9 protein-coding genes are annotated in these 16,976 nt (G+C 41.5%); 3 read left to right on the forward strand and 6 right to left on the reverse strand.

Annotated features, from left to right (window positions below):
- Positions 1-209: 209 nt before the first annotated feature.
- On the forward strand, positions 210-2,288 hold the full coding sequence (locus tag EXT43_RS18855; protein ID WP_130167673.1) for a TonB-dependent siderophore receptor: 2,079 nt from the start codon (positions 210-212) through the stop codon (positions 2,286-2,288).
- Between the two features lie 46 nt (positions 2,289-2,334).
- On the opposite strand, the gene EXT43_RS18860 is transcribed toward EXT43_RS18855, so the two are convergent.
- The gene (locus EXT43_RS18860; protein ID WP_130167674.1) at positions 2,335-4,515 is read right to left on the reverse strand and encodes a PHB depolymerase family esterase; all 2,181 of its coding nucleotides are present in this window, start codon (positions 4,513-4,515) and stop codon (positions 2,335-2,337) included.
- A 218-nt stretch (positions 4,516-4,733) separates the two neighbouring features.
- Complete coding sequence (locus EXT43_RS18865) at positions 4,734-7,688, reverse strand: glycoside hydrolase family 2 TIM barrel-domain containing protein (protein WP_130167675.1); 2,955 nt, start codon at positions 7,686-7,688, stop codon at positions 4,734-4,736.
- Positions 7,689-8,391: 703 nt separating this feature from the next.
- On the opposite strand from EXT43_RS18865, the gene EXT43_RS18870 reads away from it, so the two are divergent.
- Both EXT43_RS18870 and uxaC read left to right on the forward strand, forming a co-directional pair.
- Entirely contained in the window at positions 8,392-11,172 is a 2,781-nt protein-coding gene (locus EXT43_RS18870) for a TonB-dependent receptor (protein WP_062565775.1), read from the forward strand.
- 288 nt (positions 11,173-11,460) lie between these two features.
- Entirely contained in the window at positions 11,461-12,903 is a 1,443-nt protein-coding gene (gene uxaC, locus EXT43_RS18875) for a glucuronate isomerase (RefSeq protein WP_130167676.1), read from the forward strand.
- 35 nt (positions 12,904-12,938) lie between these two features.
- Here uxaC and EXT43_RS18880 read toward each other — a convergent pair whose 3' ends face one another.
- The 4 genes from EXT43_RS18880 to EXT43_RS18895 form a co-directional block, all read right to left on the reverse strand.
- On the reverse strand, positions 12,939-13,955 hold the full coding sequence (locus tag EXT43_RS18880) for a LacI family DNA-binding transcriptional regulator (protein WP_054562498.1): 1,017 nt from the start codon (positions 13,953-13,955) through the stop codon (positions 12,939-12,941).
- A gap of 88 nt (positions 13,956-14,043) precedes the next feature.
- Positions 14,044-15,345: a TRAP transporter large permease gene (locus EXT43_RS18885; protein ID WP_130167677.1), complete on the reverse strand. Its 1,302-nt coding sequence runs from the start codon at positions 15,343-15,345 to the stop codon at positions 14,044-14,046.
- Positions 15,345-15,830 (reverse strand): TRAP transporter small permease, encoded by a 486-nt coding sequence (locus EXT43_RS18890; RefSeq protein WP_062565778.1) that lies wholly within the window; start codon positions 15,828-15,830, stop codon positions 15,345-15,347. Before EXT43_RS18890 ends, EXT43_RS18885 begins: the two co-directional genes overlap by 1 nt.
- Entirely contained in the window at positions 15,827-16,816 is a 990-nt protein-coding gene (locus EXT43_RS18895) for a TRAP transporter substrate-binding protein (RefSeq protein WP_205990974.1), read from the reverse strand. Before EXT43_RS18895 ends, EXT43_RS18890 begins: the two co-directional genes overlap by 4 nt.
- Between the last annotated feature and the right edge of the window lie 160 nt (positions 16,817-16,976).

Raw genomic sequence — 16,976 nt, forward strand, 5'->3', positions numbered from 1 at the left:
CACTTAATTAAGCGAATTGGTATAAACTTGCCTTTTCATACAGACAAAACTCTCCGACATAATTTGTTACATTTATTTGTATTAACACATCACTTTTGCGGCGAATGGTGATGATAACTATTATCAGTTGTGATAACTTACCCGCCGATTGTTTCCTTATTAAAAACAATAATCCTATAAAAATTTGCTAATAACACGCGGAGATAAAAATGAAATTCACTCAGTTGCCTGTTGCAACCGCTATTCTTTGTGCACTTTACCCTCAAATCAGTTTTGCAGAACAAACAATTGACGTAGAAGCTAACCTCGAAAAAATCGAAATTCTTGGTATTCGACAAAACCGTATTAGTGAAGGCGCGACAGGTTTAGCACTAGAAATTGATGAAACGCCGCAATCAATCAGTGTGATCTCTGCTGAGCAATTAAAAAATTATTCTGCTTTTAACATTAATGATGCTTTACGTTTAGCGCCAGGTATCAATGTTGAAGAATGGGAAACTAACCGTACCAACTACACATCACGTGGTTTTGAAATTAAGAATACACAAATCGATGGGGTTGGCTTACCGAATGATTGGGGCATTGTTACCGGTGCAATGGAAGCATACGGCTACGAAAAAATTGAAGTTATTCGTGGTGCCAACGGCTTACTTACTGGTGTAGGTAATGCATCGGGCACGCTTAACTATGTACGCAAACGCCCTAAAAACGAAAACGGCGGCGAAATCGGTGTCTCTGTTGGATCATGGGATTTTAAACGTTTACAAGCTGACTACTCACTATTATTAACTGAATCAGGTAGTTGGGCTGCTCGTTTTGTGGCTGCCGCTGAAGATAAAGAATCATATCTAGATGGCCTTGAGAACAATCGCGAGTTTTTCTCTGCGGTGGTAGATGGTCAGCTTACAGATAACTCAACGGTTACTATCGGTTATTCATATCAAGACGCAGATACCGATGGCAATACTTGGGGCGGCCTTGTTTATAACTACACAGATGGCACGCAAGCTAAATGGGATGTCAGCGACACAACCACCCAAGAGTGGACAATGTGGGACACCATTAACACCTCTGCATTTATTGAATACAACTATGTTTTTGCAAACGCATGGCAGCTTCAAGCGAGCTACAACTTCCGTGGTTTTGAAGAGCAAGACAAACTATTTTATGCCAGTGGCAGCATTGATAAAGACACCAATCTTGGCCTAAGTGGTTGGCCGGGTCGTTACGACAGTGAAGTAGATGCTGATTTATTTGAAATCAAAGCATTTGGTGCCTTTGAGTTGTTTGGTAAAGAGCACCAAGCAAGCTTTGGGGTAAGCCATGCTAAAAGTGATGATGTGATGTATCAACACCCGTTTGATTTTGATAATACACCCGCTTATGGACCAACGCCTGCGTTTCCGTACGATTTAGATGCGATCCCTGAACCTGAATGGTTAACGCCGGTTCTGTATTCAGATATTGAACAAAAGCTAACTCGTTACTTTGGCTCTGCTCAGTTAAATATTACTGATAAATTATTTACCGTGGTTGGTTTTAACGCTATTGAGTTTGAACGCTCAGGCATGAATGCCGGTGCATCTATCGATAATGATGAGAGCGAGACAAGCCCATATGTCGGTTTTACCTATAAGTTAAACGATGATTTAAACTTATATGCTAGTTACTCAGATATTTATCAGCCGCAAGAGCAAGCTGATTACAACGGCCAATATTTAGCACCTACCAAAGGCACTAACTTTGAAACTGGTGTTAAGGCTTCTTGGTTTGATGATGCCTTAATGACAACATTTGCTTATTTTACTGCAGAGCAAGATAACTTTGCGCAATATGCGGGCCTCACTGAAGATGGTATTTATTACTATGAAGGCGTGTCTATTGAGTCAGAAGGTTATGAATTTGAAGTCACTGGTAAAATCACCGACGCTATGAATATCGTCGCATCTTATACGCATATTGATGTAACAGATGAAAATGGTGCCGACACCAATAAATGGGCACCTCGAGATGTTGTTGGTGTAACAGTGGATTATGAATTAACAGATGCAATGGTTGTGGGTTTAAATGGCCGTTGGCAATCTAAAATCGAAAGCACTGATTACAATGTTAAGCAAGGTAGTTACGCCCTGCTAAACGCCTTCGCGCGTTGGAATATTAATGACCAAGTTGCAGTACAGGCAAACGTTAATAATATTACTGATGAGCAATACATCAATAGCTTACAAACTGTAGGTTATTATGGCGCGCCAACAAACGGTAGCCTAACTCTGACTTATAAGTTCTAAACGCTGTTTAGAAAAAAGTGTCGCCCGAATGGGCGACACGCATCTATTAATTAGGGCAATTACCTAATTCATAATACCCAGCACTAGTTTGCGCTAAGGTACTGGTATAAAAGGTGTTATAAAGACCAAGGTTATCACCTGAGCCCACCGCATAGGCGTAAGAGCCATTCGTGGTTGCGCGGTTTGCTTGCACATGTGCATAGTTGCTTGATGTGGTTTCAGTGCATTGGTAATCACCATTCGGTGTTGAGTCACACGCATCACCCACACCATCTGCATCACTATCTAGCTGATCACTATTGGCCACCAGCGGGCAGTTATCTAGGCTATCACTGACACCATCGCTGTCGGAGTCACTCGTTTCACCATCAGGAGTGCTGTCACACACATTACCAACCCCGTCATTATCGTTATCGGCTTGATCAGCATTCGCCACATTCGGGCAATTATCTGCGCCGTCGAGCACACCGTCGTTGTCTGCGTCATTAGTCGGTTCTGTGGTGGTTTTGCATGCCTGTAATGGCCCTGCACAACTTGAGTCATCATCAGCAATCCACTGACATTGATTTGTGCCCGCTGAATATTCACGCATAGTAAATGGGGCAGTTCCAAACGCTAAATAACAGGCAGAGTAACCTTCGCCCCAGCTAATATGGTCTTCGTTGATATGAAGATTGTAATCGCCTGTCACGCCAGCATCGATAACAAAACTAATGCTATCTGTTGATGTCAGCGCAGTATCATCAGTTGCGGTGATCACTGCGCTATTATTGCCACCAGCCAAATTGCATTGCTCAGCAAAATACTCAAGGCCATTCACTGTAGCTGTCACATCACCATTGCTAAAACTGACCACGACAGTGCTTAAATTTTGATTATCATCAATCACCGTGCCGGTTACCGTAGCGCACTGCCCGTTTACACTAGCCGCAGTGTCACTCAGTAGCGGTGCTGCTGCCGCAGGCTCTGGTCCAACGCGTACCGTAAGATTAGCTTCATCACCTTGTTTCGCTTCATTATCTGTGGCACTGACACGCACTTCATAAAGTCCATCGCTGAGTGCACTTGTCACCCCGCTAAAAGTATTATTCGCATCGACTTGCACGTTCAGTGACTCAATTAAGCTTGCCGCGCCACCGGCTAGGCTATACACGTTAATATCAACATTCGTTACACCGCCTTCTGGGTCGACTGCACTGCCTGTAATGGTGAGCTGATTATTACTGTCTGTGGCAGTTAAATTACTAATTTCAGGGCCTGCATTACGATCAACTCGTTTATTATTAGCCGCAAAGTACTCACCGAGATAGGTTGCAAAATTAATACTGTTTGCCGCCACATAATCGCCAGACGCACCTTGCCCGCCCGACCACGAATGATCCAAATTATTAAACCACAGCATAGCAACCCGATTGTCTTGCCAAAGTGACTGCTCAGCGGTACGCGTTGCATCATCACTTATTGTTGTCGTACCTGAAAGTTGATTAACCGCATAAAGGGCAGCAAAGCCATCTGCGTTTTGCTGGTTATAACAGGTATTGACTGTAGTATCGGCAGTACCGTGACCAATCACCGCTATTTGTGTGGCAAAATGATCTTTATAACTGCCAGCATAGCTTTCACAGCGGGATACAAAGGTGTTTTCAGGCACTGTTTCACAGGTCGAAATTGCCCCACTTGAACTTGTGCCAATGGTCGGCCCGGCGCTGGGTGCAACCCCGGCAAATACATCAGGCGCTACACAAGCCGTTTGTGCAGCCATTGCAGCCCCAGATGATAAACCTGCAATATAAACTTGTTTGGGATCAATATTACGCGCTGCATCACCACTTAATGCATTGGCTAAATTAATCAAATTCTTATAATCGCCAGAGCTTCTATTGATTGCTCCTTGCCAATATGACCAGCAGCTATAGCCTGCTTTATTCATAGCATCAGGAACGGCTATTACCATGCCATGGGCTTCGGCTGCATCTTCAAGATTCGCAGTTAAGTAGTTATTAATGGGTTGTACGCAGCCATGTAATACCAGCATCAAAGAATGGCCATTGCCTATGCTTGATTGCGTATCAGGAGTGTAAATATGAACATTATTAAAACCGCCAATGCTGACATTTTGCTGCCAACTCCCTGCAAAACTTGGCTGTGAGAAAATAGCAGCACAGAACACTGCGAGCGGAGTAAACGACGCTGATTTTCGTTTACATAATTGTGTTACTTTTTGCATATATCGCCTTTATAGTCGTTATCATTGTTGTCTGTCAGTTGATGACTAACCCAATGTAGTAGAACTATTTAAAAAGCGAACTATAACTATAGTGCTACTCCCACAAGAAATCTTAACCCCAAATAACCACTTTTTATTAATGCACTTTAGTGGATTAAAACAAAAAAGCGCTGCAGGTTTCTGCAGCGCTTTTACTAAAACAAATGAGTCATTGTAAATTAATATATCGTTAGCTTGATATTGTTTATTCCTCTTTCTGCCACAGGTCGACCTTGTGGGCCAAGGTGGTGTGCAGCGTGGAACTTAGACCCTATTGCACTAATTCTGTGTAAGAAGCTAATTTCTTCATCATATTTAAGTGCTAATGTATTATCAGGACGCTCACCATCATCAGGCTGCATAACTCGCGCATATAGATCTGGAGTTGCAGTAGAGAAAGTGATTTCACTTTGCTCAGAGCTTAATGTAAGCCACTGAATATCCGAGAAGTACCCTTTAAACTCTGGTAATTCCCAGCGCTCGCCAGCAACGCCTTCATTATAATCATTTTCCCAAACAGAGTAGTTTACGCCCTCTAAGCGGTTAGCCCATACACGGTAAGGGCCATCACCTAACCAACGTTTATGCTCAATTTCTTTTTTCGGATAATTAAAACCAACGCCATGAAGGATGTATTCACCGTCAAGCCAGTAATCAACATCCATTGATAAATGACCTTCTGGGTGAACAGTCCAAGTTAGCTTTGTAATGCCTGCTGGCGGGTTCATCACTTCAATCACTAAATCATTAGCAATAATTTCAGACTTTAATTCTGTCGGTTTTTTATCTTGTTGCGCTTCTTTCTCAGCATTTGGATCATGAGTTAGCCATGAACCAATACCATTATAAACCCCTTTATTTAGTGAGTTATCAGAACGAAGTAGCTTAGGACCATTTGTCAACGCCGCAGTTTGACCTTGCTTACTGTATGACTTTAATAGACCTGTTGTTGCATCAAAAATAATTGTTCTATCAGCAGCCTTAACCGCTAACTCAGATTCGTTTTGACTAACAATTTGAGCTGGTTTAGTTGCTGATGCCTGATTTTCAAATTGCTCTTGAGTTAATTTTGCAAGTTTAGCCGCACTTTGGATAGGCCAAGCATCTGTCCAAATTGAATTCTGCTGCTGGTCAAAAAATTCAACCTCTAACCAACCATTTTGCTGCCAATTGTCAGGTAAGTTCAATTGTACTGTTCCTGTCGAGTCTGGCTTTATAGCAGGGAGTGTGGCTTTATTGCTCGCTACAAGCTGCTTCTTATCAGAAAACGCAGTCACTGGCTGATATAAACGCCATTCGAGCGACATAGTTGATAAATCAACAAAGTCATACAGGTTTTTAACTTGCAACTGACCGTCAAAAGAACCGGCAAGTAACTGGCCATTCTTTAAGTTTTCAACTTGGATTGGTGACCAAATCTCTTTAATTGTAAAAAAGCTCGCTTCTTTTTCACCATAAGGTCCAACAATACCATCTGGAGCATGGTTAAAGTCGGTATCAACACGGCCATTTTGATCTGTACGCTCAACACCTTCATCAGCAAACACCCACAGGAAACCACCGGCACCAACAGGAGTTGACATCATGAAGTCCCAAAAATCTCTCAAACCTGCACCATGGCCACCATCATACAAGCCATGTAAGAATTCGGTTGGGAAAAATACTTCATTACGGGCTTTTTTAGCTACTAGTTCCGAGTAAGTTGGGTAATGATCAGTATCGATATTACGGAACAACTCCCAAGGATGAAGAATTGGACGGTTTTGAATGTCATAAAGGTGATAATCATCATCAACATCGGTATTAAAACCGCCTTCATTACCGTTCGCCCAGAATAAAATACTTGGGTGTGCTTGGTCGCGTTTAACAAGCTGTGCAACTAGGCGTCTCGCTGATGGCGTATCAATAACTGGCTTTTGCCATGTGCCTAACTCATTAATAACATAAATACCAAGACGATCTGCCGCTTCTAAAAAGTGCACATCGGGTGGGTAATGCGACATTCTAACAGCATTCATGTTCATGCTTTTCATCGTCTTAATGTCATCGATGCTGGCTTGTTTAGTCATAGTACGTCCAGTTGCTGGACGGAAGCTGTGACGGTTAACCCCTTTAAGGATAATTTTTTCGCCATTTAAATATAAGCCGTCATGTGGGCGTAATTCAAAAGTTCTAAAGCCAAAGGTTTTATCGAACCTATGTAGAGTTTTAGAGCCTTCTTTTAAATCAATACGTACTTGATATAAATTAGGCGTCTCGGCGCTCCAAAGCTTAGGAGAGTCCACGTTAGTTGCTAAGTTAACCTTGTTACCATTAAGTGTGGCATTAAACGTTTCACTTACAGGGTTGCCATCTAAATCTAAAATTTGTGCTTCAATTGCAGAAGCATTTGATTTATCTAGCCCTTCGAGATAAACATCCATTTTAAATTCACCAGACGCTTTTGCATCTAATGAAACCCAATCAATATGAGATTGTGGCAAAGACTGTAAAAAGACTTGACGATAGATACCACCGAACACCCAGTAGTCTGCTGCGCGTTCTGCTGCTTCGATACTTTTGTTAGCCGAAACTTTATCTACCACAACCTTTAGCTCATTAGCTTCACCACTTTTTAAATATGGCGTTATGTCATAGCTGAATCGATAAAAACCACCTTGGTGGGTTGGGCCCACTTGTTGTTGGTTCACAAACACAGTGGCATCTGTCATCACACCATCAAAAACAATTTCAATTTTGCGACCAGACCAATCAGGAGGTAGGGTAAAATCACGACGATAAATACCTTGTTCACTATATTTATCTGGGATGTAGCCGTAATCATAGTTACCGAAGCCTTGTTGCTCCCAGTTAGAAGGAACATCTATTTTGCTCCATTGACCACAGTTTTGCCCTTCACTACAGTAAAAGTCCCATTTCACCGCATCATCACTGCCGGTGCCGCTTAACATCATGATGTCTGTTTTAGCTTGATCATTAGGCTGAACGTCAACACTTTGCTGACTATTACAGGCTACAAACAAGAAGCTTAAGCAAGCGATAAACGCATTTCTTATAATACTGGTTTCAAACCATGCAGGTTTGCTTATTAACCTTAACTTTTTTTCAAGCCGGCCAAAATAATCCTTCCTCATATGTGTTCCTCTAACTGTTGAAATTATAATGTTTTTAGAAAATTTTAAGTCTACACAAGCTTATATTAACACCAATTATATACATATCATAATACAATTGCCACCGGTAGCATTTTGAGCTTCATCCTCCTTGCGTGCTTGTTTTACGCATCATATTTGACACCACAAAACGTACTATCATATTAATTTTAATAAATAAATTAACAATTATGTCATTTATTACTTAGCTTGCACCAAAAAGAAATATAGCTTTGCACAACAACAGAACAAACTCTTCCTGAAGCAGAAAATAATACAAACCGCTATGCAACTACACATCTAAATTCTTTATTTGAAAATCATTAAAAATTAAACCGTTGATAATGAACGACTTATTTTTAAAATACACAGAAATAAGTAACAAATTATTAAAAAGAATATAATAATACTTAAACATCTAAATTTTCTGTGTTATAAAATTTAGGAGCGTGGTTAGGGGGATGAAGACAACACAACAAGCCTGGCATGCTTACTTGCGGTGCAACTATTTGGCTAAAAAATGCCACCGGTGGCAAAAATGCAGGAAAAATACACTTATTAAAAAAACACACGATATCAGCACCTTGTCGAACATTAGAGGTTTTTCTAATGATGCTGATTTAACACTGAATCAAATAACTTCTGTTATTGATTCGCATTAAAATAATTATGGAGGTTATTTTAAATGTTTAAGAAAACGACATTAGCCAGCACAATTTGTATGGCCCTTTTTGGGCAATGTGTTTATGCAGCAGATGAGGCTGCAGAGCAAACACAAAACGCTCAAGCAAATGACAACAATGATTCCCTTGAAATAATTGAGGTTGTTGGGATCCGAAGCAGCTTAAATAAAGCCGTTAATATCAAGCGCCAATCAATTCAGGTTGTTGATGCAATTGTTGCCGAAGATATTGGTAAGTTTCCTGATAATAACCTTGTTGAGGCGCTACAACGTGTAACGGGTGTACAGGTAACAGACCGCGCATCGGGTGAAGTAAATACTGTTACAATCCGTGGCTTAACCGATGTTACAACAACAATTAATGGCCGCGAAATGTTCACCGCAGCAGGGCGTCAACTTGCTGTTGCAGACATACCTGCAGCATTACTTGAAAGTGTAGAGGTATACAAAACACGCAACGCCAGCCAATTAGCGAGCGGTATTGCGGGTCAACTTAATGTTCGCACCCAACGCCCATTTAATTTTGAAGGCTCAAAGGTTGTGGTCAATGCCCGTGGCGTTTATCAAGACCAATCTGAAGAAACCGATCCTATAGTGAGTGTGCTTGCCAGCAATCGTTGGGAATCATCAGTTGGTGATGTCGGCGCATTAATTAACCTTTCATTTGCTAGCACCAGCTACCGAGATGAAAATAGTGCACCAGGTGGTTTCGTGCCATTTAGAGCTGATAACTTAAATCGCATTTACCCATGGCCAACTGGCCTTGAACACGGTATGGACAGAACGCCAGGGGCAACCATGTATGACCCAGCAACTGACAGTGAGGTTGAGTACTATCTAAGTCGTGACGCACTAAATCAGTCAGATCTAACTGGTAAACGTGAACGCCCGGCAGTAAACCTGTCATTTCAATGGGCACCAAATGATACATCAGAGTATATTTTCGAAGCATTTTACAATGGCTACCGCAACGAAAGTAATAACCACCTACTATTCTCATACGCAGATTCTTCACGGGTAGAAACCGTGACACAACCAGTGTTGTTTGAAGGCACAAATGTCATCAAATCTCGTGCCTGGGGTGACTCAGGTGCATTTACCAGCGGCGACTTTTCTAAGAGCCAAACTGATAGCTACATGTTTGCATTAGGTGGTAAATGGGCGCTATCAGAAGATGCGACACTAAAATCTGAGCTAGTTTATCAAACAAGTAAATATGAACGTGAGTTTGTTGCTATGCAGGCAAATACTCGTTTCCCATTTGTCATGGCAGACTTCAATCATGAAGACGGCATCATGGCATGGACTGTTTACGATGAAGAGTTTGGTACTCCACTTGATTTAACCGATCCAAGCTTATGGACCACCAGTACCATGTTCGACAACGGCGGTGAGGATAATGGTGATGGCTTAACATTCACGCTTGACCTCGACTTCTATGTTGACTGGGGTATCTTTACAAAAGCTAAAGCAGGTGTTCGTTATGATAAACGTACAGCTGATAGCAGTAGTCGTGATTCTAATCGATTTAACCCTATTCCATTAGCATCTCTAGGCTCAGAAGCGCACTACGTAAATAGTGATTTCTTTGATGGGAAAAGTGATTTGCCGAGATCATGGGTTGCCTTTAATGCAAAAAACTTATGGCAAAACCGTGCAGAGTATCGTGATACGTTTAATTTCTACGATAGCGCCGATGGCGAGCGTCGAATGACGCTACAAAAGAACTTCGATATCGATCAAACTTCATGGGCTGCATATGTGCAAAGCCAATTTGAAACACAACTTTTTGGTAATCGATTAGACGGTGATATTGGTCTTCGCTATACCTACGCAGGCGCTGACATGGACTTTTACCACTGGGATGGAGAAGTTGGTGGCATAGTACAAAGTACTGGCCGAAATAGTAGCGCAAAATTTTTACCTAACTTAACGCTACGCTATCATTTAAGCGATGATTTAATTACTCGTTTTGCTTATACGCAAACCTTACGCCGCCCAGAGTTTGGCCAATTAAATAGTTTTATTAATTTACGTCCAGACACTACAAATGTTGGCTATGGCAACGCAAGCGGTGGTAATCAAAGTCTACGCCCAGTTGAATCTACGAACTATGACTTCTCACTAGAATACTACTTTAATGAAGGTAGCTCAGCGTATGCGACCTACTTCTACAGAGATATAGAAGGATTTGTTTTTGATTCATTACGCCAAGCTCAATTTCCAAACCCAGAAACAGGCGAGATGGAAGATTATATACTTTCTCAACCCGGCAACACCTCCAATGGTGTTCTTAAAGGCGTTGAAGTTGGCTTAGTTTACTTCCCTGAATCTGTTCCACAGTGGTTAGATGGCATTGGCCTTCAAGCAAGTGGTACCTTCTTAGATTCGGATCAAGACATTCCAATCTTTAGCAACGAAGGTGAGTTAACAGGATACACAAACAGAAGCGTATTTGGTGTTTCAGATACATCTTACAGCGGTGTATTAATTTATGAACGAGAAAATTTCAGCACTCGCCTCTCTTACGTTTGGCGTGACTCATTCTTAAATCGCTATGGCTCAGGTCGTTTCGCGCATCCACGAGGAGTTTATCGTCGACCAGAACAAAGTTTAGACTTCCAAGTAAGTTACGATGTCACTGAAGACTTAGTTGTGACATTTGATGCAACAAACCTAACAGATGAGGTTTATCGTCAATACTACGAGCTACCAACTGTTCTGAACGACTCAGCGTCTATTTATAGCCGTACATTCGGCTTAGGGTTCCGCTATAGCTTCTAACTAAGTTTAGCAAAACCAAGGAAGGTTTATTTGATTTCCCCATCAAGTTAGAAAATAAAGCACTGTACCCTTAGGGCCAGTGCTTTTTTCATTTCAAATAGACTAGATTTTTCTACGTGCAACAACATTGCCACCGGTGGCAATGTTTGCTAAAGTTGATTGCATAAATAACAGTCTTAGGCCATTAAAAAACAACTAACGTGCCTAAGTTACTCACTGCTAATTAAGTTTAGTCATTACATATTTAAATTTTGCCACCGCTGGCAACGCAAGATTTTGAGGAACCTTATGTCAATTAAATCACAGCCGCTTTCACTTCACCCTGATAGGCTATTTTCGAGTGACCCGGCAATTGTTAGTGTTGCCCGAGAGCTTTATGAAGAAATAAAAGATCTTCCTATAGTCAGCCCACATGGCCATACAGACCCAAAGTGGTTTAATAAAAACCCTAACTTTGGCAACGCCACTGAACTCTTTATAAAACCAGATCACTATGTATTTAGAATGCTTTACAGCCAAGGTATTGATCTAACCGATCTTGGTATTCCTGAGCATGGTATTGATGGCGATTTAACACGATCAAAAAATGCAGATCCAAAAAAAGCTTGGCAGATTTTTGCAGATAACTATTACCTATTTGCAGGTACCCCAAGTGGCTACTGGTTAGATGCCGTTTTTTGTGATGTATTTGGTTTTAAAGAAAAGCTTAACTCTGAAAACGCACAACAATACTACGATAAAATCACCGCTGAACTTGCAACAGATGCTTATAAACCACAAGCATTAATGGATCGCTTTAATATAGAGCTCATAGCAACAACTGAAGGTGCATTAGATTCACTTGAACATCATAAAGAGATGGCTGAAACGGCCATGGCCAAACGAGTTATAACCACATTTAGGCCTGATGATGTTGTGGATGCGAGCCGAGAAGACTTTACTGACAATCTCGCTAAGCTTGGTGAGTTAACAGATCAAGATACCAGTACTTGGCAAGGTTATTTAGAAGCAGTTCGCATTCGTCGCGCTTACTTTAAAAAAGAAGGTCGAGCAACTGCAACCGACCATGGTCACCCAAGTGCGATTACTGCTGATTTATCACTATCTGAATGTGAAGCATTATTTAAAAAATGCCGCACAGGTAACGCGACAGAACAAGAACAAGAGCTATTTCGTGGCCAAATGCTAACGGAGCTGGCAGGTATGAGTATTGAAGATGGCCTTGTGATGCAAATTCATCCTGGCGCACATCGTAATCATAACCAGCCAATTTTCAATCAATTTGGGCGTGATAAAGGCGCAGATATTCCAAGCCAAACCGAGTATGTTAATGCGCTTAAGCCTCTTTTAACTAAATATGGTAATCATCCAAAGTTAAAAATCATTTTATTTACCCTAGATGAAACGACTTACAGTCGTGAGCTGGCACCGCTTGCTGGTCACTACCCTAGTTTAAAACTAGGTCCGGCATGGTGGTTTCATGATAGCCCTGCCGGTATGCTGCGTTTTCGTCAGCAAACAACTGAAACCGCAGGTTTCTATAATACGGTTGGTTTTAATGATGACACGCGAGCTTTTCTATCGATTCCAGCAAGGCATGATGTAGCACGTCGAGTTGATTGCCGCTACTTAGCAGAGCTTGTTACAAATCATCAAATAACGATTGAAACAGCCCACGAGCTTGCTTATCAACTAACTTATGGGTTGGTTAAAAAGGCGTATAACTTATAAAAATCTAGCACGGCATTACTGCCATAATGTCGTGCTTACTCAGGAACTCGAGATGTTGATTCGCGTGTCACCAAATGTGGCGTTACTGTTTTTGGCATAGGTAGTTTGTCTTGATTACCACGAGAGCGATTAATCAACTTTTGTACGGCTAAGCATGCCATATTAAATACAGGTCGGCGTATTGTTGTCAGCGATGGAATGATCCGAGATGCAAGAATATTGTCATCGAACCCCGCGACCGATAACTGTTCCGGCACTTTAATACCTTGGTTGTTAGCCACACGGAGCACAGCTGCGGCCATCTCATCATTATTAGCAACGATTGCTGTTGGCCTAGGTTGTTTGCTTAACAACTCCCTAGCGCACTCTAAACCACTGTCGTAACTATTTTTGCCTTCAACAATATATTCTGAGGGTAAATTTACATCATAAACCTGCAATTCAGCTAAAAAGCCAGCTAAACGCTCTATTGATGAACGATAATTTTGTGGGCCAGATATAAAGCCAATGTCCTGATGGCCTAATTCGACTAAATGGTCTGCCATATCACGCATTGCTGCACGCTCGTCAGATACAACAATATTATCAGCGTCATCCAAATCAACTGATGCAAGCCTTACGTATGGACAATCAACATCTCTTAAAGCTGCAGCGAGCTCTTTGTTTTCTGATACCGGAGGCAAGATAATGACGCCATCTAATTTTGAACGAGCGATAAAACGTAAGCAGTCATCAACAAAATCTTCGCGTTTTGCAGAACCTGGGTGTACCACTAACTCGTAGCCTAATTCAGCACAGACACTCAATGCACCTCGTTGCACTTCATCAATATAGAGTGCATCAGGGTTATCATAAATTAGCCCTAACAAATACGAACGGCTTGAGGCTAAACCCCTGGCTTGCTTATCTGGCGAGAAGCCCGTTTGCTTTATTATCTCAAGCACTTTTTCACGTGTTGCTTCACCTACCGCAGGGGAGCTATTTATTACACGAGAAACGGTACGTTTTGATACCCCCGATAAGCGGGCAATATCATTAATTGTCACTGACATAGAAGTTTCCGAAATAACTAACTTAGCTATAGTAGCACCAAGCTTTTATCCATAAAAGCTGTTAACTCTAGCAAAGCAATTGTTTTTATTAATCAATCAACCCTAGTAAGCGAGGTAAAAACTCACTTATGGCAGGTAAATAGGTCACCAACATAAGCACCATAAACATCACGCAATACAAAGGCAGCATTGGCTTAATGATTTTATGAAGCGATGTTTTTGCTACTGCGCAGCTAACAAACAATACACTACCAACCGGCGGCGATACCAAACCGATTGATAAATTAAGCACTATCATTACCCCAAATTGCACTGGTGACATGCCAAACTGTGCTGCAACGGGCAAAAAGATCGGAGTAAATATAAGCACAGCGGGTGTCATATCAATAAAAGCACCCACTAATATTAAAATGAGATTGATTAATAACAAAATCAGTAATGGGTTATCACTTAAGGTTAAGAAAAATTGACTCACCATTTGCGGAATGTGTGAATATGATAAAACCCACGACATCGCACTAGAAGCGGCAATAATGAGCATCACGATTGCCGTTGTCTCACAAGCTTTTAGCAGTATTTTAGGTAACTCATCTAGCGATAATTCTTTATATACAAAAACGGCTAAAACCAGTGCGTATAATACAGCGACAGCCCCAGCCTCTGTGGCTGTGAATACTCCCCCTATAATACCGCCAATAACGATTATTATGAGTAGCAAACTAGGGATGGCTGCAATCACTTTTTCTAAAACCAAAGCAAGTGGTAAACGTGCTGCTACGGGGTAGTTGTTTTTTAAAGAATAGATGGCACAAACCAACATCAGTGTTAAGCCCAGTAAAATACCTGGTAAATACCCAGCAACAAACAGTGCCGCGATCGACACACCACCACTTGCTATGGCATAAATGATTAAGATGTTACTTGGCGGTATTAGCATACCCGTGGTTGCTGCGCTGGCCGTGACCGCAGCGGCGAAGTTTTCACTATAACCGTGCTTTTTCATTTCTGGCACCATAAAGCTGCCTATCGCCGATGTGGCCGCCACTGCAGAACCAGAAATTGCGCCAAACATCATACAAGACATCACATTGACCAGCGCTAGACCGCCCGGTAAAAAACCGACCATAGCCATAGCAGATTCAATTAAACGCCTAGCTATGCCCCCCTGCCCCATGATCAGACCCGATAAAATAAAAAACGGAATGGCCAGTAGTGCAAAGCTATCTATTCCACCTATCATTTGCTGCGCAATGGTCGTTGCCGCTGGAGTAAAATCCATGTGTAAAACCAGTGCTAACAAGGTCGACAGAGCAATACTAATTGAGATCGGAACATTGATTAACAGTAGTGTGAAGAAGCAAACTAGCAACAAGATGGCTGTCATTTCCATTATTCTTGCTCCTGTGTTTGTCTAAAAAAATAAATGATATTTTCAATGCAATTAAGTGTGATAAGTACGCCGCTAATTGGCAAAGCAACGTAAATAAACCCCATATTGATCCCAAGAGCAGCTGAACGTTGATCTAATGCAAAGCTTAAGTTCATCAACATACCGCCTCCATAAACTAATAGGCTGAGCGCGGTAATCAGTACTGAAAACTCAATTAAAAATGAACACTTACGACGTATCGTTGGAATCATCTTCTGATAGAAAAGATCAAGCCCTAAGTGTGCTCGGGTACGATAGGCATACGAAGCACCTAAAACGCCAATCCACATAAGTAAAAAACGAGCAAGTTCTTCAGTGTAAGAGTTAGGGGACCGCAAAATAAAGCGTGAGAACACCTGCCAACTAACGACTGCAACAATGGCAAACATCGCAACAATTAATACCCATTCAATGAGCTGATTTATTTTCGCATTAAACTCTTTCATAACGCCTCCTGCATCGCTTTTATTGCCGCAATTTGTGCGGCGATAGGCGTGCCTTTAAATGAGGCATGAAAAGGGGCTACTTTCTCTTGAAACACTTGTTTATCTGGGTAAATAACCTCAACACCCGCATCAACAACGGCCTGTAATGCCTGATCAGATGCTGATTGCCACAAACTACGTTGATAGGTAACAGAATCTTGCATTGCTAACTTCAGCCAGTGTTGCTGCTGAGTCGTTAATTGCTGCCAAACTTTTTGACTAGCAACTACGATGTCAGGCACAAAAGTGTGTTCATCTAGGGTGTAGTATTTCGCAATTTCATAATGACGAGATAGGTAATAGCTAGGCGGGTTATTTTCTGCACCATCGACAACACCCTGTTGCAGCGCAGAATAAAGTTCACCCCACGCAATGGGAGTGGCAGCGCCACCTAAAGACTGCACAGTAGCAATAGCCATTGGGCTAGTTACGACTCTAATTTTGCTACCAATTAAGTCATCGGGCGTTCTAATAGCTGCATCTGTTGTGTAAAAACTGCGACTACCCGCATCATAATAGCCAAGCCCTTTAAGGCGAGCTACAGCTAGGTCATCAAGCAATTTTTGCCCAAGCTGACTATTGAGTACTTTCCAAAAGTGCTCACTATCGTTAAATAAATAAGGCACCCCAAATACTTTCATTTGAGGCACAAAGCCTTCAAGTGGGCTTGACGATACTTTTGTCATCGACAAACTACCGATTTGTAATAGCTCTATTAACTCTCTTTCCGTGCCTAATTGTGTTGCGGGATAAATCACAATTTCCATTTGATTATCAGAGTAATAAGCTAAACGCTCTGCCATATACTCCATGGCTTGATGGGTTACATGACGGGTATCTAATGTATGCGCCATTGTTAAGCGAATAACCTTGTTGTCGTCACTGCAAGCACTGATAGAAAGTAAACAGCAGCAGAGAAATAGCGTGCTCAGAAGATTTTTATGCATTGTTGTGTCTTCTTTGTGTGTTCAGTTGTGTGTTCATGTTGTCTTATATAATCCTTTATATTTCATTAAGGTACACAGCAATCCAAGCTATGACCTGCGTATCCATTTAAAAAATTTTGTGAGTTTTAAATGGAAAGCTATAAACAAACGTTAATTGTAT

Origin of the sequence: Pseudoalteromonas sp. CO109Y (assembly GCF_004208935.1) — a bacterium.
GTDB classification, from domain to species: Bacteria; Pseudomonadota; Gammaproteobacteria; order Enterobacterales; family Alteromonadaceae; genus Pseudoalteromonas; species Pseudoalteromonas shioyasakiensis.